The sequence below is a fragment of the Luteimonas sp. 9C genome (assembly GCF_902506295.1).
Taxonomy (GTDB): domain Bacteria; phylum Pseudomonadota; class Gammaproteobacteria; order Xanthomonadales; family Xanthomonadaceae; genus Luteimonas.
Map to the genome: position 1 here is coordinate 301,968 of NZ_LR733313.1, position 24,618 is coordinate 326,585.

At 69.4% G+C, this 24,618-nt stretch carries 24 protein-coding genes and 1 tRNA gene; 18 read left to right on the forward strand and 7 right to left on the reverse strand.

Annotated elements, in window-relative coordinates:
- Positions 1-15 precede the first annotated feature (15 nt).
- From CURTO8I2_RS14430 to yeiP, 3 genes are read left to right on the forward strand one after another with little or no spacing between them, the layout of a single operon-like run.
- Positions 16-786 (forward strand): SDR family NAD(P)-dependent oxidoreductase, encoded by a 771-nt coding sequence (locus CURTO8I2_RS14430; RefSeq protein ID WP_159681940.1) that lies wholly within the window; start codon positions 16-18, stop codon positions 784-786.
- On the forward strand, positions 786-1,367 hold the full coding sequence (locus CURTO8I2_RS14435; RefSeq protein ID WP_159681941.1) for a retropepsin-like aspartic protease: 582 nt from the start codon (positions 786-788) through the stop codon (positions 1,365-1,367). Before CURTO8I2_RS14430 ends, CURTO8I2_RS14435 begins: the two co-directional genes overlap by 1 nt.
- Entirely contained in the window at positions 1,364-1,930 is a 567-nt protein-coding gene (yeiP, locus tag CURTO8I2_RS14440; protein ID WP_159681942.1) for an elongation factor P-like protein YeiP, read from the forward strand. The genes CURTO8I2_RS14435 and yeiP overlap by 4 nt, the downstream gene beginning before the upstream one ends.
- Before the next feature lie 156 nt (positions 1,931-2,086).
- Here yeiP and CURTO8I2_RS14445 read toward each other — a convergent pair whose 3' ends face one another.
- The 3 genes from CURTO8I2_RS14445 to CURTO8I2_RS14455 form a co-directional block, all read right to left on the reverse strand.
- Positions 2,087-3,877: a DUF4105 domain-containing protein gene (locus CURTO8I2_RS14445; RefSeq protein ID WP_159681943.1), complete on the reverse strand. Its 1,791-nt coding sequence runs from the start codon at positions 3,875-3,877 to the stop codon at positions 2,087-2,089.
- Positions 3,878-3,897: 20 nt separating this feature from the next.
- On the reverse strand, positions 3,898-4,209 hold the full coding sequence (locus tag CURTO8I2_RS14450) for a DUF2388 domain-containing protein (RefSeq protein ID WP_159681944.1): 312 nt from the start codon (positions 4,207-4,209) through the stop codon (positions 3,898-3,900).
- A gap of 65 nt (positions 4,210-4,274) precedes the next feature.
- The gene (locus CURTO8I2_RS14455; RefSeq protein ID WP_159681945.1) at positions 4,275-5,660 is read right to left on the reverse strand and encodes an FAD-binding oxidoreductase; all 1,386 of its coding nucleotides are present in this window, start codon (positions 5,658-5,660) and stop codon (positions 4,275-4,277) included.
- A 122-nt stretch (positions 5,661-5,782) separates the two neighbouring features.
- Here CURTO8I2_RS14455 and serA point away from each other — a divergent pair, with 122 nt between their 5' ends.
- Complete coding sequence (gene serA / locus CURTO8I2_RS14460; protein ID WP_159682139.1) at positions 5,783-7,024, forward strand: phosphoglycerate dehydrogenase; 1,242 nt, start codon at positions 5,783-5,785, stop codon at positions 7,022-7,024.
- Between the two features lie 63 nt (positions 7,025-7,087).
- Here serA and CURTO8I2_RS14465 read toward each other — a convergent pair whose 3' ends face one another.
- Positions 7,088-7,684 carry an NUDIX hydrolase gene (locus CURTO8I2_RS14465; RefSeq protein WP_159681946.1) on the reverse strand — a complete coding sequence of 199 codons (597 nt, stop codon included), beginning with the start codon at positions 7,682-7,684 and terminating at the stop codon, positions 7,088-7,090.
- Between the two features lie 197 nt (positions 7,685-7,881).
- On the opposite strand from CURTO8I2_RS14465, the gene CURTO8I2_RS14470 reads away from it, so the two are divergent.
- The 7 genes from CURTO8I2_RS14470 (at position 7,882) to CURTO8I2_RS14500 (ending at position 14,049) form a co-directional block, all read left to right on the forward strand.
- Positions 7,882-9,393, forward strand: a complete 1,512-nt coding sequence (locus CURTO8I2_RS14470; protein WP_159681947.1) for an amino acid permease — start codon at positions 7,882-7,884, stop codon at positions 9,391-9,393.
- A gap of 92 nt (positions 9,394-9,485) precedes the next feature.
- Positions 9,486-10,793 carry an amino acid permease gene (locus CURTO8I2_RS14475; RefSeq protein ID WP_159681948.1) on the forward strand — a complete coding sequence of 436 codons (1,308 nt, stop codon included), beginning with the start codon at positions 9,486-9,488 and terminating at the stop codon, positions 10,791-10,793.
- Positions 10,790-11,035 carry a hypothetical protein gene (locus tag CURTO8I2_RS14480; RefSeq protein WP_159681949.1) on the forward strand — a complete coding sequence of 82 codons (246 nt, stop codon included), beginning with the start codon at positions 10,790-10,792 and terminating at the stop codon, positions 11,033-11,035. The genes CURTO8I2_RS14475 and CURTO8I2_RS14480 overlap by 4 nt, the downstream gene beginning before the upstream one ends.
- Before the next feature lie 29 nt (positions 11,036-11,064).
- Positions 11,065-11,712 carry a methylthioribulose 1-phosphate dehydratase gene (locus tag CURTO8I2_RS14485; RefSeq protein ID WP_159681950.1) on the forward strand — a complete coding sequence of 216 codons (648 nt, stop codon included), beginning with the start codon at positions 11,065-11,067 and terminating at the stop codon, positions 11,710-11,712.
- Between the two features lie 109 nt (positions 11,713-11,821).
- The gene (locus tag CURTO8I2_RS14490) at positions 11,822-12,376 is read left to right on the forward strand and encodes an acireductone dioxygenase (RefSeq protein WP_159681951.1); all 555 of its coding nucleotides are present in this window, start codon (positions 11,822-11,824) and stop codon (positions 12,374-12,376) included.
- 88 nt (positions 12,377-12,464) lie between these two features.
- On the forward strand, positions 12,465-13,154 hold the full coding sequence (mtnC, locus tag CURTO8I2_RS14495) for an acireductone synthase (protein ID WP_159681952.1): 690 nt from the start codon (positions 12,465-12,467) through the stop codon (positions 13,152-13,154).
- 1 nt (position 13,155) lies between these two features.
- The gene (locus tag CURTO8I2_RS14500) at positions 13,156-14,049 is read left to right on the forward strand and encodes a C13 family peptidase (protein WP_159681953.1); all 894 of its coding nucleotides are present in this window, start codon (positions 13,156-13,158) and stop codon (positions 14,047-14,049) included.
- A 363-nt stretch (positions 14,050-14,412) separates the two neighbouring features.
- Here CURTO8I2_RS14500 and CURTO8I2_RS14505 read toward each other — a convergent pair whose 3' ends face one another.
- Positions 14,413-14,997 carry a YdeI/OmpD-associated family protein gene (locus tag CURTO8I2_RS14505; RefSeq protein ID WP_159681954.1) on the reverse strand — a complete coding sequence of 195 codons (585 nt, stop codon included), beginning with the start codon at positions 14,995-14,997 and terminating at the stop codon, positions 14,413-14,415.
- Entirely contained in the window at positions 14,994-16,550 is a 1,557-nt protein-coding gene (locus CURTO8I2_RS14510; protein ID WP_159681955.1) for a calcineurin-like phosphoesterase family protein, read from the reverse strand. The genes CURTO8I2_RS14505 and CURTO8I2_RS14510 overlap by 4 nt, the downstream gene beginning before the upstream one ends.
- 157 nt (positions 16,551-16,707) lie before the next feature.
- Between CURTO8I2_RS14510 and CURTO8I2_RS15550 the strand changes: the two genes are divergently transcribed.
- The 7 genes from CURTO8I2_RS15550 to CURTO8I2_RS14545 all read left to right on the forward strand — a co-directional run bounded on the left by CURTO8I2_RS15550 (position 16,708) and on the right by CURTO8I2_RS14545 (position 23,822).
- Complete coding sequence (locus CURTO8I2_RS15550) at positions 16,708-18,522, forward strand: diguanylate cyclase (RefSeq protein ID WP_159681956.1); 1,815 nt, start codon at positions 16,708-16,710, stop codon at positions 18,520-18,522.
- Between the two features lie 72 nt (positions 18,523-18,594).
- A tRNA-Arg gene (locus CURTO8I2_RS14520) sits at positions 18,595-18,671 on the forward strand.
- 102 nt (positions 18,672-18,773) lie between these two features.
- A complete protein-coding gene (locus CURTO8I2_RS14525) occupies positions 18,774-20,309 on the forward strand; it encodes an aldehyde dehydrogenase family protein (protein WP_159681957.1) in 1,536 nt (511 codons plus the stop codon).
- A gap of 204 nt (positions 20,310-20,513) precedes the next feature.
- Positions 20,514-20,804, forward strand: a complete 291-nt coding sequence (locus CURTO8I2_RS14530) for a DUF4190 domain-containing protein (RefSeq protein WP_159681958.1) — start codon at positions 20,514-20,516, stop codon at positions 20,802-20,804.
- The gene (locus CURTO8I2_RS14535; protein ID WP_159681959.1) at positions 20,804-21,856 is read left to right on the forward strand and encodes a quinone-dependent dihydroorotate dehydrogenase; all 1,053 of its coding nucleotides are present in this window, start codon (positions 20,804-20,806) and stop codon (positions 21,854-21,856) included. The genes CURTO8I2_RS14530 and CURTO8I2_RS14535 overlap by 1 nt, the downstream gene beginning before the upstream one ends.
- Positions 21,857-21,864: 8 nt before the next feature.
- Positions 21,865-22,896 (forward strand): UDP-N-acetylmuramate dehydrogenase, encoded by a 1,032-nt coding sequence (gene murB / locus CURTO8I2_RS14540; protein WP_159681960.1) that lies wholly within the window; start codon positions 21,865-21,867, stop codon positions 22,894-22,896.
- Positions 22,897-22,955: 59 nt separating this feature from the next.
- Positions 22,956-23,822: a DMT family transporter gene (locus CURTO8I2_RS14545; RefSeq protein WP_159682140.1), complete on the forward strand. Its 867-nt coding sequence runs from the start codon at positions 22,956-22,958 to the stop codon at positions 23,820-23,822.
- Positions 23,823-23,895: 73 nt separating this feature from the next.
- On the opposite strand, the gene lolD is transcribed toward CURTO8I2_RS14545, so the two are convergent.
- Positions 23,896-24,618 carry a lipoprotein-releasing ABC transporter ATP-binding protein LolD gene (lolD, locus tag CURTO8I2_RS14550; protein WP_159681961.1) on the reverse strand — a complete coding sequence of 241 codons (723 nt, stop codon included), beginning with the start codon at positions 24,616-24,618 and terminating at the stop codon, positions 23,896-23,898.

Here is a 24,618-nt window from a genome sequence, read left to right on the forward strand (position 1 = left end):
TCCAAGGATCCGCACATGACGCCCGATTCCGTCCGCGCCCTCATCACCGGTGGTGTTTCCGGCCTCGGCCTCGCCGTCGCCCGCCACCTCGTCGCCGGCGGCGGCAAGGTCGCGCTGTTCGACGTCAACGACGACAAGGGCGCCGAAGCGGTGGCCGCGCTCGGCGAGACCAATGCGCGCTATCTGCGCACCGATGTCACCGACGAAGCGGGCGTGGTCGCGAACGTCGACGCCGCGCGTGAATTCCTCGGCGGGCTCAACGTCGCCGTGAACTGCGCCGGCATCCTCGGCGCCGGCCGCGTGCTGGGCCGCGAGGCGCCGATGCCGCTGGAGACCTTCAGCCGCACGGTGATGGTGAACCTCGTCGGCAGCTTCAACGTGGCCAAGGCCGCAGCGGCCGCCATGCAGGGCAACGCGCCCGGCGAAGACGGCGAGCGCGGCGTGATCGTCAATACCGCGTCGGTGGCGGCGTATGACGGCCAGATCGGCCAGGCCGCGTATTCGGCGTCCAAGGGCGGTGTGGTCGGCATGACCCTGCCGATGGCGCGCGAACTCGCGCGTTTCGGCATTCGCGTCAATACGATCGCGCCGGGCATCTTCTGGACGCCGATGGTCGATGGCATGCCGGACGAGGTGCAGCAGTCGCTGTCGGCTTCGATTCCGTTCCCGTCGCGTCTGGGCCGTCCCGATGAATTCGCCGATCTCGTCGCCTACATCGTCGGCAACCGCTACATCAACGGCGAGACCATCCGTCTCGACGGTGCGGTGCGTCTCGCGCCGAAGTGATGCGTCGCGCCGTTTCCACGTCGGTGATCGCCTGCACGCTGGCTGCACTGCTGTGCGGCCCGCACGCGCTCGCGCGTGAAACGGCGCCCACCGCGCTCGCCCGCGCGCTCGCGCCGGCGGGCTACACCGCGGTGCCGATGACGCGACACGGCGATGCGCATCTGACGGTGTCGGTGCGCATCAATGACGTCGCCGGCACCTTCATTCTCGACACCGGCGCCGGCCGCACGGTCATCGATCGCGCCGCGCAATCGCGCTTCGACCAGGGGCGGGCGACGCGTGCGGGAGGCCGGGCGACCGGCGCCGGTGGCAGCGGCATGGCCATCCGCGCCCTGCCCGGCAACCGCCTGCGCATCGGCGATTACCGCGACGATGCGTTCACCGTGCATTTCCTCGCGCTCGACCACGTCAACGCGGCGTTCTCGCAACGCGGCGAAGCGCCGGTCGACGGCGTGATCGGCGCCGACATCCTCGAACGCGGCGGCGCCGTGATCGACTATCCCAACCTGCGGCTCTATCTCCGCACTCCGGCTGCCGCGCAACCGGCAGCGTCCTCACCATCGAGCAACGAACAACGATGAAAGCCTACGACGTCAAGAAAGGAAACGTGATCGAGCACAACGGCACCGTCTACCAGGTGCGTGACATCGAGCGCAGCGCGCCGCAGGGTCGCGGCGGCGGGCTCAAGATGCGCTTCACGCTCTACAGCGTGCCGGGCGGCAACAAGTTCGACCTCAACATCGGCGGCGACGACGATCTGAAGGAAGTCGAGCTGCAGCGCCGGCAGGCGACGTTCTCGTACAAGGACGGCGAGGCGTTCGTGTTCATGGATGACGAGGACTACACGCCCTACACCCTGGACGCCGACGTGGTGGGCGAGGCCAGCGGTTACATCACCGACGCGCTGTCGGGCTGCTACGTGCAGATCATCGACGAACAGCCCGTCGGCCTGCAGCTGCCGCCCAGCGTGGTGCTGGAAGTGATCGAGACGCCGCCCGAGCTCAAGGGTGGAACCGCGACCAAGCGTCCGAAACCGGCCAGGCTCAACACCGGCATCGAGATCCAGGTGCCGGAGTACATCAGCAACGGCGAGCGGATTCTGGTCAGCACCAGTACCGGCGAGTTCGGCGGTCGCGCGGACTGAAGACGCGCTGCGGCGGCGCGCTGCAGAGACAGCGCGCCGTTGTTCCGCGAACGACGCGCGTGCGCGTGGCTGTTTGCGAGCGCGACCCAACCCTGCAAACGGCATGATGCGCCTTCGTAGGATGGGTAGAGCGCAGCGAAACCCATCGCCGATCGCTCAGTCCAGCTGCAGCCCACCGGCCTCCCGATGCAGCGCGCGCAATCGCGCACCCAGCGCATCCACATTCCGGTCCAGCGCCACAATCCGTGTCCGTGCCTCAGGCGCCAACGCCACGCGCGCTTCATCCTCGAGCCGTCCACGCAGTCCCCGCAGCCCTTGCGCACGCGCTTCCACGTCTTCCTGCAGCGACTCGCGTTCCGCCGCCTGCGGCAAGCCGTAGCCCTCGGTCAGCAACTGCGCCGGCCGACTGAGGCTGTCGCCTGCCGCCAGCAATGCGCGCAGGGTCGCGGCGGCCGGCGCCGCTCCCGCCGCGTGCCGCGGATCGAGCAGCTGGCGCTTGAGCACATCACGCAGCCGAAGTGCTTCCCGTCGCCGCGCCGCATGTTCGAGCACCAGCAATGCCGCGCCGTCGCGCAGCTGCGCGTCCGCGAGCCAGGGCGCGCGCGCATCCGGCGGCAGGTCCAGCCAGTCGTCCACACGCGAGGCCGGCAACGGCTGCGCCGCGCGCGCGATATCGAGCAGCGCCTGGTATTCCGCATCCGCGGACGGGAAGTAGAACCCCGCCCGCACGGCGTCCTCGCGGCCGAGCACCGCCGGATCCGCATCGCCACTGCGTACGAGTTTCCGCAGCAGTCCGGTCGGCGTGATGCTGCGCAGCCGCGCGTCGCGCAGTCTCGGTACACCGGTCTGCAGCAGCTTCCAGGTCTCCACCGCGCAGTTGTTGCCGACGAAGTAGTAGCGGCCGTCGTAGCTCCAGTGCAGGGTCGCGGCCTGGGTCAGCAGTGCGTCGATCTCGCCGGTCGACAGCTGCAGCGGAATCGACTGCAGGCCGCGCAGTTCGATCCGCGTGTACTCGTCGATGACCTGGTCGAACGGCAGCACGAACAGGCGCGAGGGATAGCGGCCGGTCAATCCGCGCAGGCTGGAGATCTGCACATCGTCGACGAAGGCGCGGAACGACAGCACGCGATGGTGGGCGAGATCGAGGCGGCAATCCGGCCCCGGCGCGCGCCCGGGCGCGCAGACCACCAGCCGCAGCATGCTGTGGCCCCAGCGGCTCATCGGCCGCGCGTTGCCCTCGGCGAGCAGGTAATCGACGGCGTACACGCGCGCCGGATCCAGCGCGAGCAGCGGTGCGGCATCGGCGCCGGGTTCGGCCTCCACGAACGGCAGCGTCGGCGCGCACTTTGCCTGCGGCGGCGCCCAGTCGAAGTGCGCGGCGAAGTACGCATGGAGCGCGGGGCGCCTGCAGGCGTACTCGGCGTCGAGCAGGAAGTGTTCGAGATTGACCGCGACGAACTCGGCGGGCGACGTGCGCTCGTATGGGTCCGGGCTGCGATCGCGCATCGCGCTGTCGCGCACGCGCATACCGAAACGCAACGGCCGCTGCGGCCAGCCGGCGAGATCGAGCAACCGTGGATCGCGTGACAGCCCGCCATCGGACGAGCGATCGTAGCGATGGGCGAATTCGTGCAGCAATGCGGACCGTAACGGCTCCGTCGCCGCGTCGTCTTTCAGCAGCGCACGTTGCAGACGCAAATGAGGGCCGAACGTGCGGCCGTGCACGGCGTCGGGCAGGTCGTCACGCCAGTCGATGACGACATCGAGTTCCGGCGCGTCACGCCAGTTCGGTGGCAATCGCGCCTGTGCGTCGGTGATCGCGGCATCGGCACGCGCCGACTCGGTGGCCGTCAGCGGCGCACCGCCTGCCTGTTGTGCAACCGACCAGCCCGCCGCCGACGCGATCGGCGCCAGCAGCAAGGCGACAACGGACAGGGCGGCGCGCACTTGCACACGCGCCTGCCGGATCAACGCGCCAGGATCGCCTGGGCGAGTGCGAGATCGGACGCGTCACGCGCGGCACTCTGCGTTTCGCGCAGATGACGCATCGCCGCTTCCAGTCGCGCGCCACGGATCCGGCCGTCGCTGGCGACGAAGCCGGCGGCGTCCTCGCGCGCCTGTGCGATCACCTTGTCGTCGCCGGACGTGCTGCCCGACGAGGCCGACGAGCCACCGGACGAAGCGCCCGCGCTGGTACCAGCGAAACTGCCGGCGAAGGCCGACGCGGACAGGCCGGTCAGCAGAAGAACGAGTGCGGTACGGACCACCATGCGGGGCATCTCCGGAGCGGGAACGACAGCCGACACTCTAGCGTCGGTGTATTGCAGCGGCCTGAACCGCTCGCTCAATCGAACAGCTTGCCGGGATTGAGGATGCCGGCCGGATCCAGCGCATGGCGGATGCCGCGCATCACCGCGATCTCCGCCGCGCTGCGCGTCGAGTCCAGATAGGGTTTCTTGACCAGACCGATGCCGTGCTCGGCCGAGATACTGCCGCCGTGTTCGGCCAGCGTCGCCGCCAACAGCTTGGTCACGCGCTCGCATTCGACGACGAAATCGGCGTTCGCCATGTCGGCCGGCTTGAGCACGTTGATGTGCAGGTTGCCGTCGCCGATGTGACCGAACCAGACCACGTCGAACTGCGGATATTCGGCGCGCAGCAGCGCCTGGGTGCGGGCGAGGAACGCCGGCATCGCCGAGATGCGCACCGAGACGTCGTTCTTGTAGGGCACGTGCGGGGCGAGACTTTCGGTGATGCCCTCGCGCAGGCGCCACAGTGCGACGGCCTGGCTGTCGCCATGGCTGATCACGCCGTCCTCGACCAAGCCCTGCTCCATGCAGTACTCGAAGGCCGACAGCACCTGCACCTCGCCGGCCTCGCCTTCGCAGGCGAACTCGGCCACCACGTAATACGGATACACCGCCTCGAACGGCGGCTGCGCGCCGTGCGCGACCACGTGGTGCAGCGCGCGATCGGTGAAGAACTCGAACGCTTCCAGCGGCAGCCGCGCGCGCAGGGCCTTGAAGACTTCCATCAGCACCTCGAACGACGGCAGCGCGAGCAGCATCACCCGGGTCTCCGGCGGCGGCGCGGCCAGCCGCAGCGTCGCCTCGACGATGACACCGAGCGTGCCTTCCGACGCGACGACCAGGTGCCGCAGGTCGTAACCGCTGGAGTTCTTGACCAGGCCGCGATTGAGATCCAGCAGTTCGCCGGTCGCGGTGACCAGCTTGACGCCGGCCACCCACTCGCGCGTATTGCCGTAGCGCACCACGCGGATACCGCCGGCGTTGGTCGCGATGTTGCCGCCGATCGAACACGAGCCGCGCGCGGCGAAATCCACCGGGTACTGCAGATCGTGCGTCCGCGCCGCCTCCTGCACGGCTTCCAGCGCGATGCCGGCCTCGACGGTCAGCAGCCGGTCGGCCGCATCGAAGCCGAGCACTTTGTGCATGCGCTGCAGGCTCAGCACGAGTTCGCCGTTCGCCGCGACCGCGCCGCCCGACAGGCCGGTGCGTCCGCCCGACGGCACCACGGCCACGCCCTGCGCATGCGCCCAGCGCATCGTCGCCTGCACTTCTTCGACGTTGGCCGGCAGCGCGATCGCCATCGGCGCGGGCGTCCAGCGCCGGGTCCAGTCGACGCCGTAATGCGCGAGATCCGCAGGCTCGGTCAGCAGCCGCAAGGTCGGCACGGCGGCCTGGAGACTGGAGATGCGGGAATCGGACATCGTGGGGCGCCGGAACGAACGGGCCGCCAGCGTGCCAGCGTGCCCGGGACGCGTCCAGCGCTGCGGCGCAACACGTCCGTCGCGATTCTGGCACCATGGCCCGCGCTGTCCCCCACGCGCGAATCCCATCGATGAAGACCTCGTTTCCCCGGCAGGACATCCGCGTCCTGCTGCTCGAAGGCGTCAGCCAGAGCGCCGTCGACACCTTCCACGCCGCCGGCTATTCGCAGGTCGAGGTCCATCCCAAGTCGCTGCCCGAGGACCAGCTGCGGGCGAAGATCGCCGAAGCGCACATCATCGGCATCCGCTCGCGCACCCACCTGAGCGCCGAGGTCCTGGCCGACGCGCGCAGGCTGATGGCGATCGGCTGTTTCTGCATCGGCACCAACCAGGTGGACATCGAGGCCGCGGAGCTGGCCGGCATTCCGGTGTTCAACGCGCCCTACTCCAATACGCGATCGGTCGCCGAACTCGTCGTCGCCGAGGCGATCATGCTGCTGCGCGGCATCCCGCAGAAGAACGCACAGTGCCACCGGGGCGGCTGGAGCAAATCGGCGCTCGGCAGTCATGAGGCGCGCGGCAAGACGCTGGGCATCATCGGCTACGGCCACATCGGCACCCAGGTCGGCGTGCTCGCCGAATCGCTGGGCATGCAGGTGCTCTTCCACGACATCGAGACCAAACTCTCGCTGGGCAATGCGCGCAGCGCGACGGGGCTGGACGAACTGCTCGCGCGCAGCGACGTGGTGACCCTGCACGTGCCGGAAACACCGGCGACGAAACTCATGTTCGGCGCCGCGGAACTGGCGGCGATGAAGCCCGGCGCGCACCTGATCAACGCCTCGCGCGGCACGGTGGTCGATATCGACGCGCTCGATGCCGCATTGCGCAGCGGCCAGGTCGGGGGCGCCGCGATTGACGTGTTCCCGGTCGAGCCCAAGGGCAACGACGATGCCTTCGAATCGCCGCTGCTCGGCCACGACAACGTGCTGCTGACCCCGCACGTCGGCGGCAGCACGCTGGAGGCGCAGGACAACATCGGCATCGAGGTCGCGGCCAAGCTCGTGCGCTACAGCGACAACGGCAGCACGCTGTCGGCGGTCAACTTCCCCGAAGTCACGCTGCCCGAACACATCGGCAGCCATCGCCTGCTGCATCTGCACCGCAACGTGCCGGGCGTGCTGTCGAAGATCAACGAGGTGTTCTCGCGCGAAGCGATCAACATCGACGGCCAGTACCTGCGCACGAACGCGAACGTCGGCTACGTGGTCATCGATGTCGCCGCGAGCGAAGCGCAGGCCGCGCATCTGCGCAGCGAGCTGCAGAAGATCGACGGGACGATGCGCACGCGCGTGCTGTACTGATCGAGGGCCGATGCGCGTGCGGCCGGGTCTTGCCGCGCACCGCCGATCCTGCGGACGCGACGCTCAGCCCGCCGGTACGTCCCGCCAGCGGCGTGCCATGCGCCGCAGCGACGCATCGTAGGCCGCACCTTCGGCGACCTCGTCCAGCGGCACCCAGGCCAGCGCGTGGGATTCCTCGCTGACGGCGAACGTCTCGTCTTGGCCCGCCCGCGCCACGTAGCGCACGTCGTAATGCCAGTGACCCGGCACGCTCTTGTGCTCGGGGATCCAGTGCCGGTCGAGATCGAAGATGTACGGCGCCACCGTCACGCCCACCAGTCCGGTTTCCTCTTCGGTTTCGCGCAGCGCCACGCGCGCGAGGTCGCGGTCGCCGTCCGCGTGGCCGCCGGGCTGCAGCCACATGCCGAGCTTGCGGTGATGGGTCAGCAGCGTCCGCACGCCGTCGCCGCTGACCACCAGCGCCGACGCCGTGAAGTGGCCGGCCAGCCGTGCGCGCTGGAACGGATCCTCGGCATCGCCGAGCAGATCGACGAATTCGCAGGCCAGCGTCTGTTGCGCCGGATGCCGTACGCCGAACGCGACGAATGCGCGGGCCAGCGTCTGCAGTGCGGCGGGCGTGCCGGCGAGGTGTTCGGCGTCGTGCGCGACGGAATGCGACATCGGAAAATTTGCTGCAACGCGGCGTGACGGGAGCCGCAGCATCGGCGTTCGCACGCGTGCGCACAAGCGGCGATTGCGTTGCTTGTGCCGGAACGCAGCGTTTGGCATGGTACGGCGATTGCCGCGTGGCCGCGGGGACTCGACGGCACGTCCGTCAGCCAGCGCGGACCGCACCGAACGACCAACCGGGGACACCGATGTTCAAGAACCTGATGATTACCAAGCCGATCGCGGCGCAACCGCATGTCGATGCGGGCGAGCCGGTCGAAGGCGGCCTCGGCGGCGAAGTCGGTTTCAAGCGCACGCTGACCGCCAAGCATCTGGTGATGCTGGGCCTGGGTGCGGTCATCGGCGCGGGCATCTTCGTCATCACCGGCACCGCGGCGGCGAACCACGCCGGCCCGGCGATCATGCTGAGCTTCGTCATCGCCGGTTTCGCCTGCGCGATGGCGGGCCTGTGCTACGCGGAATTCGCGGCGATGATCCCGGCCTCGGGCAGCGCCTACAGCTACACCTACGCGACGCTCGGCGAGGCGCTCGCCTGGTTCGTCGGCTGGAGCCTGGTGCTCGAATACCTGTTCGCGGCATCGACGGTCGCGGTCGGCTGGTCGGGCTACACGGTGAGTTTCCTCGACAGCCTCGGCGTGCATCTGCCTGCGGCGTTGACCCAGGCGCCGATCAACTTCTGTACGCACGAAGCCGCGCAGGCGGGCCTGTGCGAGTTCGGCAAGTTCGTCACCACCGGCGCGCTGTTCAACCTGCCGGCGGTGCTGATCATCGGCGCGGTCGGCGTGCTTTGTTACGTGGGCATCACCCAGTCGGCGACCGCCAACGCGATCATCGTGTCGATCAAGGTGCTGGTGATCCTGTTGCTGCTGGGCTTCGGCGCGCAGTACGTCGACACCCAGAACTGGCTGCCGTTCGTGCCGGAGAACCAGGGCGGCGACCGCTTCGGCTGGGAAGGCGTGCTGCGTGGCGCGTCGATCGTGTTCTTCGCCTATATCGGCTTCGACGCGGTCTCCACCGCGGCGCAGGAGGTCAAGAATCCGCAGCGCGACATGCCGATCGGCATCCTCGGTTCGCTGTTCCTGTGCACGCTGATCTACATCGCGGTCTCCGCGGTGCTCACCGGCATGGTGCCCTACACCACGCTGGGCACGGCCAAGCCGGTCGCCACCGCGCTCGAAGCCTATCCGGCGCTGGCGTGGCTCAAGACGCTGGTCGAGATCGGCGCGATCGCAGGCCTCACCACGGTGATCCTGGTGATGCTGATGGGCCAGCCGCGCATCTTCTTCTCGATGGCGCAGGACGGCCTGCTGCCGCGCTTTTTCGGCGCGATCCACGCGCGCTTCCGTACCCCGCACAAGGGCACGGTGGTGGTCGCGCTGGTCGCGGCGGTCATGGCGGCCTTCCTGCCGATCCAGCTGCTCGGCGACGTGGTCTCGATGGGCACGCTGGTCGCGTTCGCCACCGTGTGCCTGGGCGTGATGGTGCTGCGCCGGACCCAGCCGGACCTGCATCGCCCGTTCCGCGTGCCTGCCGTGTTCATCGTCGGCAGCCTCGGCGTGGCCGCGTGCCTCGGCCTGGTCGCGACGATGCCGCTGCTGAACTGGATCGTGCTGCTGGTGTGGACCCTCATCGGCTTCACGATCTACTTCACCTACGGCTACAAGCACAGCAAGCTCCGGCAGCAACTGCCGAAGCGCTGACCCGCCCCGACCGCACGGCCCGCCTTCAGCGGGCCGTGTTTCCTTGAGCTTCCCACCCTGCGGCCGCGCGCCGCCTCCACGCGAATCGCACGATGTCCACGACTGCCACGGCCAAGAAGATCGGTCCGGTGCTGGCCACTTTCATGGTCGCCAACAACATGATCGGCTCCGGCTTCTTCCTGCTGCCGGCCACGCTCGCGCGCTCGGGCGCGGTCACCGTGTTCTCGTGGCTGATCGGCACCCTGCTCGCGGTCGCACTGGGCGGCGCATTCGCCCGCCTCGCGCGCCAGTACCCGGATCTCAACTCGCCGGACGACTACATCCGTCCCAGCCTCGGCCGCGACATGGGGTTTCTCGCCACCACGGCCTACTGGCTGTCGTCGTGGGTCGGCAACAATGCGATCGCCGTGGCCGCGGTCGGCTATCTGGTGATCCTGCTGCCGGTCGGCGACGGCGCCGGCGTGCAGCTCGCGGGCCAGGTGCTGCTGATCTGGTCGATGTTCGCGCTCAACCTGCTGGGCCCGCGCAACATCGCGCGCTTCCAGTCGTTCTGCGTGGTCTTCGGCCTGCTGCCGGTCGCGGCGATCCTGATCGCCGGCTGGGCGTATTTCGATCCCGACATCTACCGGGCCGGCTGGAACGTCAGCGGCGAGTCCGATGCGGCGGTGGCGATCGGCTCGCTGGCGACCGTGTTCTGGGCGTTCATCGGCTTGGAAACCGGCGCGATGGTCGCCGGCGTGGTGCGCAATCCCGAGCGCAACGTGCCGATCGCGACACTCGGCGGCATCCTGCTCGCCGGCGTGGTCTACATGGTGTCCTCGGTGCTGATGATGGGCATCGTGCCGGTGGAGCAGCTGGCGAGTTCGAGTGCACCGTTCGCACTCGTCGCCGGGCAGATGTTCGGCGTCTGGGCGATCCCCGTCATCGCCGCGGCCGCCGCGCTCAAGGCCACCGGCACGCTGGGCGGCTGGATGCTCGTCACCGGCGAATCCGGCGCGCGCGCCGCGCAGCGCGGCTTCCTGCCGGCGATCTTCGGTCGACTGCTGAAGAACGGCGCCGCCGGGCCGGGCCTGCTGATCGTGGTCATCTCGATGACGCTGATCGCCTTCACCACGGTATCTGACACGGTGGGCAGCCAGTTCGAGACCATCATCAACATGGCGGTGACGCTGGTGGTGATGGCCTACGCGGCCGCCGGCCTGAGCCTGTTGCTGGGCAACCGCGCGCATCCGGCCGGCCGACGCGAACGCCTGCTCGGCATGGGCGCGCTGATCGCCTGCGGTCTGCTGGTCTGGTCGACGCCGATCGAGACCCTGATGGGCGCGGCGATCATCGCGCTGCTGGCGCTGGCCGCGTTCCGCGGCTTCTCGCGCCGACGCGAGGACCCGACACCACGATGAGCCGCGACGACGCGTACTGGTTTCCGGCGAAGACACGCGGCTACGGTTGGGGACTGCCGCGACGCTGGCCGGGCTGGGTGGTGCTGGCCGTCTACCTCGCTGCGATCGCGCTCAGCGCCTGGCGCTGTCCGCCGTCGGTGCAGCCGGTCGCGTTCGGCGTGTGCCTCCTGGTCGCGACGGTGCTGCTGGTCGCGGTCTGCGCGCTGAAGGGCGAGCCGCCCCGCTGGCGCTGGACACGCTGAGCCACGGGCGGCGCGCTAGAATCCGCGCCATGTCCGATACGCACACGCCCTACGACGTTCACCGCCTGCGCGAGCTCGCCGGCGAGCTGATCGTCAACATCCGCGAACTCGCCCAGTCCGGCTGGACGCCCGCCACCAGCAGCAACTTCTCGCGCCGCCTCGATGACCGCCATGCCGCGATCACCGTCTCCGGCCGCGACAAGGGCAAGCTGAAGGAAGCCGACATCATGGTCGTCGACTTCGACGGCGCTGCGGTCGGCAGCGATCACCGGCCCTCGGCGGAGACCCTGCTGCACACCCAGCTCTACCGCCGGTTCCCCGACATCGGCTGCATCCTGCATACGCATTCGCCCACGCAGACCATCGCGTCGCGCCTGTTCGCCGCCGAGGGCCACGTGCGCCTCGAAGGCTACGAGCTGCTGAAGGCCTTCGCCGGCAACCGCACGCACGAGATGGCGGTCGATGTGCCCGTACTGCCCAACAGCCAGGACATGCAGATTCTGTCGGCGCAGGTCGAGTCGCTGCTCGACGCCGGCCCGATGTGGGGCTATCTGATCGACGGCCACGGTCTCTACGCCTGGGGCCGGGACATGGCCGAGGCGCGTCGCCATCTCGAAGCCTTCGAGTTCCTGCTGCACTGCGAACTCGAACTGCGCCGGCTGCGCGCGGCCCACTGAGGCAGCCGCCCCGCCACCGGTGGAACGGCAGCGTTCCGCCGCGGTCAACGTTCGCGCAGTGCGGCTTTGCTAGGCTGACCGGCCCACGCCCGCGCCGAGCCAGACCGCCATGAGCCGCCTCCGCATTTTCGATGCCACCGCCCCCGACACGCCGCTGTTCGACAGCCGCGACGGCGACGCGATCGCCCGCGAACTGCAGACGATCGGCGTCACCTTCGAACGCTGGCAGGCCGCCGCACCGGTCGGCGCCGGCGCGTCGCAGGACGAGGTGATCGCCGCCTACAAGGCCGACATCGACCGCATCAGTGCCGAGCGCGGCTTCAAGTCCGTCGACGTGATCAGCATCGCGCCCGACAACCCCAAGCGCGACGAGCTGCGCGCCAAGTTCCTCGACGAGCATTTCCACAAGGAAGACGAGGTGCGCTTCTTCGTCGACGGCTCGGGCCTGTTCACCCTGCACGTCGAGGGCAAGGTCTACGAGATCGAGTGCGTCAAGGACGACCTGATCGGCGTGCCCGACGGCGTGACCCACTGGTTCGACATGGGCAGCGAGCCGCGCTTCGTCGCGATCCGCTTCTTCGAACAGCCCGACGGCTGGATCGGCCATTTCACCGGCTCGGACATCGCGCGGAAATTTCCGCGATACGAGCCGGGTTCGCGCTGAGGCACGACGCCATGTGCCCGGTCGGGCGCCCGAGGCAGACCGCTTCCGCCGTACACTTCGGGACCCCCGACCACCGGCTGACGCGCGGATGATCCTGACCGACATCGAAGGCACCACCAGCAGCATTTCCTTCGTCAAGGATGTGCTGTTTCCGTATGCGCGCCGCGCCCTGCCCGGCTTCGTCGCCGCGCATCGCGATGATCCCGAGGTGCGCCGCTGGCTCGACGTGGTCGCGACCGAACAGGGCGCGATCTGCGACGATGCGGTGATCGTCGAGACCCTGCAGGGCTGGATCGACGCCGACCGCAAGCACACCGCGCTCAAGGCGCTGCAGGGCATGATCTGGTCGGCCGGTTACCGGGATGCCGATTTCACCGCGCACATCTATCCCGACGCCGCCGACGCGCTGCGCCGCTGGCACGCTGCCGGCGAGACGCTGGCGGTCTATTCCTCGGGTTCCGTGCCGGCGCAGAAGCTGTTTTTCGGCCACAGCGACGCCGGCGACCTGACCGCGCTGGTGTCTGCGTGGTTCGACACCGAAGTGGGCGGCAAGCGCGAATCCGAGAGCTATGCACGCATTGCCGACGCGCTCGATGTGGCGCCGGCGGAGATCCTGTTCCTGTCCGACGTGGTCGAGGAACTCGACGCCGCGCGCGAGGCCGGCCTGCGTACGGTGCTGGTCGACCGGCTCGACGACTACCCGCAGCCGCGCGACGCGACAGCCGCGAAGGGTCACACGCGGGTGACTGCGTTCGACCAGATCGACGCGGTCCGCTGACATGCGGCCGGCGTCCGGTCGGCCCTGGTTTCAGCCCTGGACGCGGACGGCGGCCCTGCTGTGCCTGCTCGCCTGCGCACCGCTGCAGGCGGCGCACCCGCAGGCAACACGCGACCACGCGCTGATCGCGCACACCGTCGCCGCGATGCCGGCCGCCACCGGCGACGCGCCGGCGCTCTACGTGGTGGGGGTGGCCGGTGACGCCGGCGAGGACGTGTTCCGCAACGAAGTGCGTTTTCTCCGCGAGCGCGTCGCGCCGAGACTCGGCGCGGGCGCGCGCACGCTCGCGCTCGTCAATCACGCCGACAGCCTGACGGGCGCGGGCACACCGCTCGCCACCCCGACGAACCTGCGACACGCGCTGGCGGCGCTGGGTGCACACATGGACCGCGAGCGCGACGTGCTGCTGCTCTACCTCACGATGCACGGCTCGCCCGATCACGCCCTGGGACTGGTGCTGCCCGATGGCCGTGAGGACACGATCACGCCGGACGCGCTGCGTGCCGCGCTCGACGATGCCGGCATCGTGCATCGTGTGGTGGTGATCTCGGCCTGTTATTCCGGCGGTTTCATCCCCGCGCTGCAGACACCCGACACGCTGGTGCTGACCGCTGCGCGTGCCGACCGACCGTCGTTCGGCTGCGGCAGCGATTCGACCATCACGTTCTTCGGCCACGCCTGGCTGCTCGACGGCCTCAACGCCGATCCCGATTTCGTCAACGCCTACCGGCTTGCGGCGCGCGCAATCAAACAGCGCGAACGCAAGCTGGGTTACGAACGCTCGAACCCGCAGATCGCGGCAGGCGCGCGCATCGGCGAAACACTGTCGCGCTGGCGGGCGACGCTGCCGGCCGCACCCGTTGCGGCGGTGTATCCGTACCCGATCACGCCCTGAGCGCAGCGCGGCGATCGCCACGCGGCCTGTCGCTGACGCGCCCGCGCGCACTCGCATCGGTTCGCCGAAACCATCGCGCGCCTCCAGTCAGCAAGAACCGCGCGATACGCGATCCTGACAGTGATTCTCGTTTCGTCATCGCCCGGCGGTGCCTCGCTAGAATCGCGCCGCGCCGCACGCCAGCCATCGCCAGCCAGCGACGCACACGACCCGCCCGCCAGCCTTCGCGCGCCAGCCGGTCATCTTCGAAGCACCCCCGCTGCGGGTTCGTCTGGCCGCCATCAGGGCCGGCTCCCGCTGGACAGGCGTCGGCGACGTCGGAATTCGCGCCGGGCGAGCCTTCAACGCCTGCGATTCCGCGGATCAGCCGTGCAGACGTTCGCCACGCGCGAGCATGTCCGCCAGGGCCTGCGCCCGTCGCACACGCCCCGCCGCGGTCTTCAGCGTCGCCACCCGGAAACACACCGCGTAACGGTTGGCCCGGTCGAGGGCGTCGAATGCGGGCCGCGCTCCCGGCGTCGTCGCAAGTGCAGCCAACAGTTCGTCCGGCGCGTCCATCGATGCGGCGCCCGCGTACGCGGCCTCCCAGCGACCGTCCGCCTGCGCCGCGTCGATTTCGCGTCGACCGGCCGGCCCGATCCGCCCGGCCGCCTGCAGACGTTCGACATGCGCGACGTTGCGCGCCGACCACAGGCTGCGCGCGCGCCGCGGCGTGAAGCGCTGCAGAAACCAGGCCGCGTCGAAAGCGCGCTTCTGTCCGTCGATCCAGCCATGGCACAGCGCGACATCCAGCGCCTGCGCATAGGTCACCGACGGCGTCGCATTGCCCCGCTTGGCGATCTTCAACCACAGCCCGGCCGCGTCGGCATGCGCGAGCAACCAGGCGTCCCACGCGGCCTCGTCGGCGAACGCGTGTATCGGCAAACCGTCAGGGGGCGCCGCGCTCATCGCGCCGGACCTGCCCCGTCGAAGCGGTCGAGGCGATACATCGTGCGCGCCCGCTGTTCGCCCTGCCAGGCGTCGAACACGCGCACTTCGACCGCGTGTTCCCCGATGGCGCGATCGGTCGGCAGCGCGCCGCGCCACAGGTGCATCGACGGCACCGCTTCGGGCGAGCGGTCGCGACCGCGCAAGGCGTCGGCGAGGTCGTCGCGTGCGTTCTCCAGCAGCAGGCGCGGATCGGCGCGCTCGACGCGGCGCATCGGTGCCCATGCGCCCTCGCCGACGCGGAATTCGACGCGTGTATCGGGCTGGCCCATGTAGACGTTGGCGTAGACACCCCAGGCCGGATAGGCCCCCTGCCGCAACACGCGTGGCGCATGCAGGGCCATCGCCTGCGTGGTCGCCGGATCATCGGACATGCGCGCGGGATGCCAGGCGAGACGGTAGCCCCCGTCGGCTTCGATGCGCAGCGTCGCAAAGCCGTTCGGCGTGCCGTCGGCCATCGTCGCGTCGGGGATGCCGGCGGCGTCGGGGGCGCCGCTCCAGAACGCGCCGCTGACGGCGCCGACGTTGTATTCGTGCAGCGGCGTCGCGCCATGCCAGCCGATCGCCGCGCCGTGGCGCACGTGCTGCTGGGTGTGGCGGTGGCCGGTCAGCAGCAACACGCGCGGATGCCGCTGCAGGGCCGCGAACAGGCGCGCGCGGTCCGCGCTGCGCATGGTTTCCGGCGCGCCCTCGGCCGCGGTGTCGAACCACGGCACGTGCGCGGCGACGACCAGCAGGCGATCGACAGGCGCCGATGCGAGATACGTCTCGATAAACGCGAACTGATCCTCGCGCAGACCGCCGACATAGGCCGGCCGCGTGTCCGGCTGCCAGATCACGTTGTCGAGCACGAGGATGTTCGCCTGTGGCGTTTCCCAGGCGTAGGTTTCGGGACCATAGGCGGCGCGGAACGACGCGGTCGACCCCACGTCGTCGGTCGCGTCGAAATCCAGGTCGTGATTGCCCGGGGCATGCAGCCACGGCGACTCGAGGCGCGCGGTGGCGCGGTCGATCAGCGGATACAGCGCTGGAACGTCGTTGGTGACGTCGCCGAGCATCAGGCCCAACTGGAACGGACCCGCGCGACGCGCGGCGTCGACCACGGCGCGATCGTAATGACCGACCTCCTCCGCGGTGCCGGTCTGCGGGTCGGCGAAGACCGCCACATCCAGCGGGCCGCCCGCCTCGCCGGGCTGCAGCGTGAACGTGCAGGCGCCGCCGCGGCGGCCGGGCGCGCGCCAGAAATCCGGATGCGCCCCGGCGCGTGGCAGCGTCCAGCCCGCCGGTTTGATCACGAACACCGGCGCGGCGCGTGACAGGCCGTGGTATCGCCCGGCCGCGTCCGTCTCGACGATGCGCCGGCCGTCGGAGACGCGGATGCCTGCCAGGCCCACGAGGGGCCCGTCCGCCTGCATGCCCAGCACGCGGCCGGCATCACAGGCCAGGGTGGCGCCGCTCGACAGCAACAGACCGAGCGCGATCCACAGGACCCGGCGATTGTGAATGGGGAGCATCAGCAACACCTGGCAGACAACGGGAATCGCGGGATTATGCCGTCACGCGATTTCGGCCGGCCGCTGGTGGGCGGTTCACGCGTTGTGAGGCCATGGGCGCGGCCGGGGACGGCAGCCATGGACATGGGGCGACGGGATGACGCGGATCGGCGGGGCGATGCAGACATGGCGGCGCTGGCGGATGCTGGCATGGCTGGTCTGTCTGCTGCCGGCCCTGGCATTCGCGCAGACCGATGTCGCGCTGACGCCGGGTATCGCGCGCGTCGCGCTGGCACCCCAGCTCGGCCACTACCACGACCAGGAAGATGCCGACACCCTGGCCATGGTCTGGCGCCGGGTCGACGACGCCCGGATGGCGCCGCTGCCCGGCGGCGCGGAGGCATTCGGGTTCCAGCGCGGCACGTTTTGGTTCCACGCCCGCGTCGTCAACCGCGATCCGCACGAGCCGCGCTGGATGCTGGTCCAGGAATATCCGCTGAGCGACGAAGTCGATCTGCACGTGCGCTACGCCGACGGTCGCGTGCGGCATTTCGCCGGTGGTGACCATCGCCCATTCGCCGCACGCAGCGTGCGCTACCGGCATCCGAACTTCAGCTTCGAACTGCCGCTCGGCGCGCCCGTCGACCTGCTGGTCCGGGTGCGCAGCCAGAGCTCGATGCAGGTGCCGCTGCAGCTCTACACGCCGAAAGCGTTCACCGAGGTGTCGCGTGACGCCCAGCTGGCGATCGGCGTGTACTACGGGATCATGCTGGCGCTGTTCGTCTACAACCTGGTGCTGTGGCTGTGGCTGCGCGATGCGAGCTATTTCTGGTACCTGTGCCACGTGTCCGCGTTCGGGCTGGTGCTGTTCACGCTCAACGGTCTGGGATTCGAATATCTGTGGCCGGGCGCGCCGTGGATGGCCGACCACATGGTGCCGATCTCGATCTGCCTGGCGCTCGTGGCGATGCTGCAGTTCTCGCGCACGTTCCTCGAACTGCCGCGGCGCTGGCCGCCGGGCAACGTGCTGCTGCTCGCGCTGATGCTGTTCTTCGTCCTGTTCGGCATCGCGTCGATCTGGCTGCCGGTGCGGATCTCCACCCCCGTCGCCTCGCGCGCGGTGCTGGCGGGTGTGATCGGGATCGTCATCGCGACCATCGTCGTGCTGCGTCGGGGATACGCTCCCGCTTCGCTGCTGCTGCTCGCCTGGTCGGTGTTCCTGCTCGGCACCGCGGCGTTCACCCTGCTCGCCTTCGGCCTGCTGCCGAAGAACTTCGTCACCGAGTACGGCGTGCAGATCGGATCAGCACTGGAAATGCTGCTGCTGTCGGTCGCGCTGGGCCATCGCTATGCGGCGCTGCGGCAGGAGAACCTGCGCATCACCGCCGAGGCCAACCTGCGGCTGGAGCGCAAGGTCGCGCAGCGCACCCAGGAAGTCCGCAGCGCCTTGCTGCGACTGGAGGATGCGCATGCGCGACTGCGCGATTCGAGCCGGCGCGACGGCCTGACCGGGCTCTACAACCGCACCTGGTTCCATGAGGCATTCCGCGATCTCGTCCAGCAGGCGCGGCAGACCGGCGCACCGCTCGCGGTCTTGATGATCGACCTGGACCACTTCAAATCGATCAACGACCGCCACGGGCACCTCGCCGGCGACGACTGCCTGCGCTGGGCGGCGCGCTGCATCGGCCGCATCCTGCGCCCGCACGACGCCCTGCTTGCCCGGTTCGGCGGCGAGGAGTTCGTCGCCGCGCTTCCAGGCTGCGACCTGGCGGATGCAGGCGCGGTCGCCGAGGCCATCCGCCGTGCGCTGGGCGAGGACGCCTGCACCAGCGGCGAGACGCGCATCCGGGTCACCGCGAGCCTCGGCGTGCACGTGCTCGACCCGCGGACCGATGCCGGGGTCGACGAGGCGCTGGGCGGCGCGGACGGCGCGCTGTATGCGGCCAAGGCCAATGGCCGCGACTGCGTGGAACTGTCTTCGAGCCGTTGAGCCAGCAACGCGGTCCGGTCAGGGGCGTGGTTTCGTGCGATCGCGGCAGTCCGGTATCCTGTACGGCTTCACGGCCCCGTAGCTCAGCTGGATAGAGCGTCCCCCTCCTAAGGGGAAGGTCGCCCGTTCGAATCGGGCCGGGGTCACCAACCGCGACTTCCCCTGCCGGCCCTGCGCCGCGTCGCGCCGCTTCCCACCGTACGTCCGCCGATGGCCCCATCGGCGGCGTCCGCTCACAAGGAGTTCCGTCCATGACCCATTCCGTCCTCACCGCGCTCGGCCTGTCCGGCGCCGAATCGGGCACGTATCTCGGCAACGGCGAGTGGTCGAAGACCCGCGACGCCGGTGTCATCGAACCCGTCAACCCGACCGACGGCGAAGTCCTCGCCCGCGTGCAGGCCAGCTCGCAGGCCGACTACGACCTGATCGTCGAACGCGCCCAGGCGGCGTTCAAGATCTGGCGCAAGACCCCGGCCCCGCGTCGCGGCGAAGCCGTGCGCCTGTGCGCCGACGCGCTGCGCACGCACAAGGACGCGCTGGGTTCGCTGGTCGCACTGGAAATGGGCAAGTCCAAGCCGGAAGGCGACGGCGAAGTGCAGGAGATGATCGACATCGGCGAGTTCGCCGTCGGCCTGTCGCGCCAGCTCTACGGCCTGACCATGCACTCCGAGCGTCCGGGCCACCGCATGTACGAGCAGTGGCACCCGATGGGCGTGATCGGCATCATCAGCGCGTTCAATTTCCCGGTCGCGGTGTGGGCCTGGAACGCGCTGGTCGCCGCGGTCTGCGGCAACATCTCGATCTGGAAGCCGTCGCCCAAGACGCCGCTCTCCGCCATCGCGTCGATGAAGATCTGCAACGAAGCGCTGAACAAGGCCGGTTTCCCGGACATCTTCTTCCTGTTCAACGATGCCGGCAGCGATCTCGCGCAGAACTTCGTCGACGACAAGCGTATCGCACTGGTCAGCTTCACCGGTTCGACCAAGGTCGGCCGCCACGTCGGTGAGCGCGTCGCCAAGCGCATGGGCCGGTCCTTGCTGGAACTGGGCGGCAACAACGCGATCATCGTCGACCCCACCGCCGACCTGAAGCTGGCGATCCCGGCGATCGTCTTCGGCGCCGTCGGCACCGCCGGCCAGCGCTGCACCACGACGCGCCGCCTGTTCGTGCACGAGTCGATCTTCGATGACGTGCTGGCCAAGCTGAAGACCGCCTACGGCCAGGTCGAGAAGAAGATCGGCGACCCGACCGATGCCGCCAACCTGATGGGCCCGCTCAACAGCCGCGACGGCGTGCAGGCGTATCTCGACGCGATCGAGAAGGCCAAGGCCAGCGGCGGCACGATCGAAAGCGGCGGCAAGGCGCTCACCGAGCACACGGGCAACTTCGTGCTGCCGGCGCTGATCAGCGGCCTGACCAACGATGCCGAGGTCGTGCAGACCGAGACCTTCGCGCCGATCCTCTACGTCATGAAGTACAGCGACCTGGAAGAAGCGATCGACCTGCAGAACGACGTGCCGCAGGGCCTGTCGTCCTCGCTGTTCACCACCGACCTGCGCGCGTCCGAGCGGTTCCTCAGCGCCTGGGGTTCGGATTGCGGCATCGCCAACGTCAACATCGGCACCTCCGGCGCCGAGATCGGCGGCGCGTTCGGCGGCGAGAAGGAAACCGGCGGCGGCCGTGAATCGGGTTCGGACGCGTGGCGCGCCTACATGCGCCGCCAGACCAACACGATCAACTATTCCGACGCCATGCCGCTCGCGCAGGGCATCAAGTTCGATCTCTGAGGTCGATTCCGGACGCCGCGGACACGGTCCGCGGCGTCTTCGTGCTTGCACGCGGCGCCCCGAGGTCTGAATAATCGTGTCTTCCCCCGTTTCCCCTGGACCGCCGCCGATGGCGCCGCGCATTCCGGCCCGTTCGTCCGTCGCACTGCGTGAACGCGTCGTGCGCATCGCCATGCCCACCGTATCCGTTCGGGGTGCCGGCGCATGAACGCGCCCGCCGTCCCCCGCCAGTCCAGTGCGATGGCGATCGTCAGTCTCGTCGCCGGGCTGCTGGGCTGGTCGCTGCTGCCGGTGATCGGCAGCGTCGTCGCGATCATCACCGGGCATCTGGCCCGTGCGGAGATCCGCCGCCGTCCCGACATGCTCGAGGGCGATGGCCTCGCGGTAGCCGGCCTCGTGCTGGGCTATCTCATGGTGGCGATGGCGATCCTCGGACTGCTGGTCGCCATCCTCTTCTTCGGCGGCCTGCTGGCCGTCATCGCGGCGGCGTCCTGATGTACGCAGGCGTCCGTCCGTTGCTGTTCCGGCTCGATCCGGAACGCGCGCACGACGTCACGCTCACCGCGATGGACGCGCTGCATCGCATGGGCCTGTCGTCGCTGGTCGCGACACCGCCGCAGACGCTGCCGACCGAGGCCTTCGGCCTGCAGTTCCCGAACCCGGTCGGTCTGGCCGCGGGACTCGACAAGAATGGCGACCACATCGATGCGCTGTTCGCGCTGGGGTTCGGCTTCGTCGAGATCGGCACGATCACGCCGAAGCCGCAGGCGGGCAACCCGAAGCCGCGCATGTTCCGGCTGCCCCGCCACCGTGCGCTGATCAACCGCTTGGGCTTCAACAACCAGGGCGTCGATGCGCTGGTCGCCAATGTCGAACGCGCGAAGCGCGCCGGCATCCTCGGCATCAACATCGGCAAGAACAAGGACACGCCGAACGAATCGGCGGCCGACGACTACCTGTTCTGCATGGAGCGGGTGTATCCGCTGGCCGACTACATCACGGTCAACATCTCCTCGCCCAATACCGCCGGCCTGCGCGAACTGCAGGAGGAGCAGGCGCTGCGCCGGCTGATCGGCACATTGCGCGAGGCGCAGGAGCGCCTGGCCGCAAAGCACGGCAAGCGCGTGCCGCTGCTGGTCAAGGTGGCACCCGATCTGAGCGACGACGACATCGAGGCCGCGGCGCGCGTGCTGTCGGATCTGCACGTCGACGGCGTGATCGCCACCAACACCACGATCTCGCGCATCAGCGTGCAGGACGACCGGCGCGCCGGCGAGGCCGGTGGCCTGTCCGGCGAGCCGCTGATGAACAAGTCGACCACCGTGCTGCGGATGATGCGCACGCGCTTGGCCAGCGAAATTCCGCTCGTCGGCGTCGGCGGCATCGTCTCCGGCGCCGATGCGGTGAAGAAGATGGCCGCAGGCGCATCGCTGGTGCAGGTGTATTCCGGGCTGGTCTACCGCGGTCCGGCGCTGATCGGCGATTGCGTCGAGGCGATCCGCCGACGCCGCGAAGCCCCGAGTCGCGGCAACCTGCCCAGCCTCTGATCGGTCCGATGCCCGACACCTTCCGCCTGCTGCAGCCGGCCGATCTGCGACCGCGCAACACCTTCGGCGTCGCGGCGCGCGCGCATCGTCTGATCGAAGTGCTGGACGCGGCCGCGCTGCCGCAGGCGCTCGCCGCACTCGATACCGACGCGCGGCCGCTGGTCATCGGCGGCGGCAGCAATCTGCTGTTCGCGGGGGATGCCGGCGACGCGCTGACCATCGTCGACGCCCGCCGCAGCGTGATGGACGACGACGGCGAACGGGTCGTCGTGCGCGCTGCAGCCGGCGCGGACTGGCACGGCTTCGTGCTGTGGACGCTGGCCCAGGAACTTGGCGGACTGGAGAACCTTGCGCTGATTCCGGGCACCGTCGGCGCGGCGCCGATCCAGAACATCGGCGCGTATGGCGTCGAGGTCGGCGAACACGTGGTCGCGGTCGACGCGTTCGACCAGGACACGCGCGCTTTCGTACGCCTAGACCCCGCCGCCTGCCGGTTCGGCTATCGGGACAGCGTCTTCAAGCAGACGCCCGATCGCTGGATCGTCACCGCGGTCGAGTTCGCGTTGCACCGCTTCGCGCAGCCGGTGCTCGACTACGCGGGCCTGCGCGACGTACTGGCCGCGCGCGGCGTCAGCACGCCCCGGCCGCTGGACGTGGCCGAAGCGGTCATCGACATCCGCCGCAGCAAACTGCCCGATCCTGCCGTGATCGGCAACGCGGGCAGCTTCTTCAAGAATCCGATCGTGCCCGCCGCACAGGCGGCCGCGCTGGTGACCGCGCATGCGGGCATCCCGGTGTTCGCGGTCGACGACGGTCTGCGCAAGCTCTCGGCGGCGTGGCTGATCGACCGCAGCGGCTGGAAAGGCCACCGCGACGGTGACGCCGGCGTGGCGCACGGGCACGCACTGGTGCTGGTCAATCACGGCACTGCGCGCGGCGACGAACTGCTGGGTCTGGCGCGACGCATCGCGGCCTCGGTGCAGATGCGCTTCGGCATCGCGCTGGAACCCGAACCGAGGATCGTCGGGGCGGCGTGGTGAACGCGCGTGCCCTGCTCCGCTGGCGACCCGCGACCGTGCAGGGACAGGCCGCGCTGCTGATGCTCGGCAGCACCTCGGCGTTCGCTTTGATGGCGATCGCGATCCGCTACGCCTCGGCCACCATTCCGACCACCGAGGTGGCGTTCTTCCGCAATTTCTTCGGCCTGCTAGCGCTGCTGCCGATCCTGCTGCGCGGCGGCGCCGGGCTGCCGCGCACGCGCAACCTGGGCCGCTACGTGGTCCGCACCGTGGTCGGGCTGGGCTCGATGCTGTGCGCGTTCTGGGCCATCGGTCATCTGCCACTGTCGCAAGCGGTATCGCTGTCGTACGCGGCGCCGCTGTTCGCAACGATCGCCGCGGTGATCTGGCTCGGCGAAGTCGTGCGCATCCGGCGCTGGATGGCGGTTTCGGCCGGGTTTCTCGGCGTGCTGGTCATCCTGCGGCCGGGTGTGGCGTTCACGACGGCGATGCTGGTGCCGGTCATCGGTGCGCTGCTCGCGGCCCTGGTGGCGATCCAGATGAAGCAGCTCTCGAAGCTGGACGCACCCGACACGATCGTGTTCTACACGTATCTGCTGTGGGTCCCGCTGTCGCTGGTCCCCGCCCTGTTCCAGTGGGTCTGGCCGAGTCCGACGGTGTGGTGGTGGCTGGTCGCCACCGGCGTGCTCGGCACGCTGGGCCAGTGGCTGTGGACACGGGCACTGCGGCTGGGCGAGGTGTCGGCGCTGCAGCCGATCAGCTTCGTGCAGCTGCCGATCGTCGTGCTGTTCGGCTGGTGGCTGTTCGGCGAAGTCATCGACATGTGGACCGCCATCGGCGCCGGCATCGTGTTCGGCGCGAACGGTTACATCGCCCATCGCGAAGCGGTGCTGTCGCGACGCGCCGCAAGCCAGCGCCCGTCGGAAGCGGCCAAGCCGAGCGAATAGCGCTGCACGCCCGCGCCGGACCCGAGCGGCAACGCCTCTTCGCGGTCCCAGCGCGCCCTCAACGGGTCACGCCTCAGACGTCGTCCTTGGCGACCTCGCGCAGCTTGCCCTGGTGCAGCTCCATGACCCGGTCGAGCTTGCGCGCGAGACGGCGGTCGTGGGTCACCAGCACCAGGCTGGTGTGCTGCGCGCGGTTGAGCTCGAGCATCAGCTCGAACACCGTCGCCGCGGTGCGTTCGTCGAGGTTGCCGGTGGGCTCGTCGCCGAGCACGCAGGCGGGCTTGTTGACCAGCGCACGCGCCACGGCCGCCCGCTGTCGTTCGCCGCCCGACAGTTCGCCCGGCTTGTGCGCGAGTCGATGGCCGAGACCGACGGTCTCCAGCAGATCGCGCGAACGCCGGGTCGCGTCGGCATCGGTGGCGCCGTTGAGCAGCGCCGGCAACATCACGTTCTCCAGCGCCGTGAACTCCGGCAGCAGGTGATGGAACTGGTAGACGAAGCCCAGCGAACGGTTGCGCAGCGTGCCGCGCGCGGCGTTCGACAGCGCGCTCATCTTCTGCCCGGACACGAATACCTCGCCCGTGGTCGGCGTATCCAGCCCGCCGAGCAGATGCAGCAGCGTGCTCTTGCCGGCGCCGGACGCGCCGAGGATCGCGACCGTCTCGCCGGCGCGCACCGCGAAGTCCAGACCGTCGAACACCGGCGTGTTCAACGTGCCCTCGGCATAGGTCTTGCCCAGGCCCTCGGCGGCCAGCACGACGGTGTCGGGCGCGGTGGAGCGTGCAGCAGTGGTCAT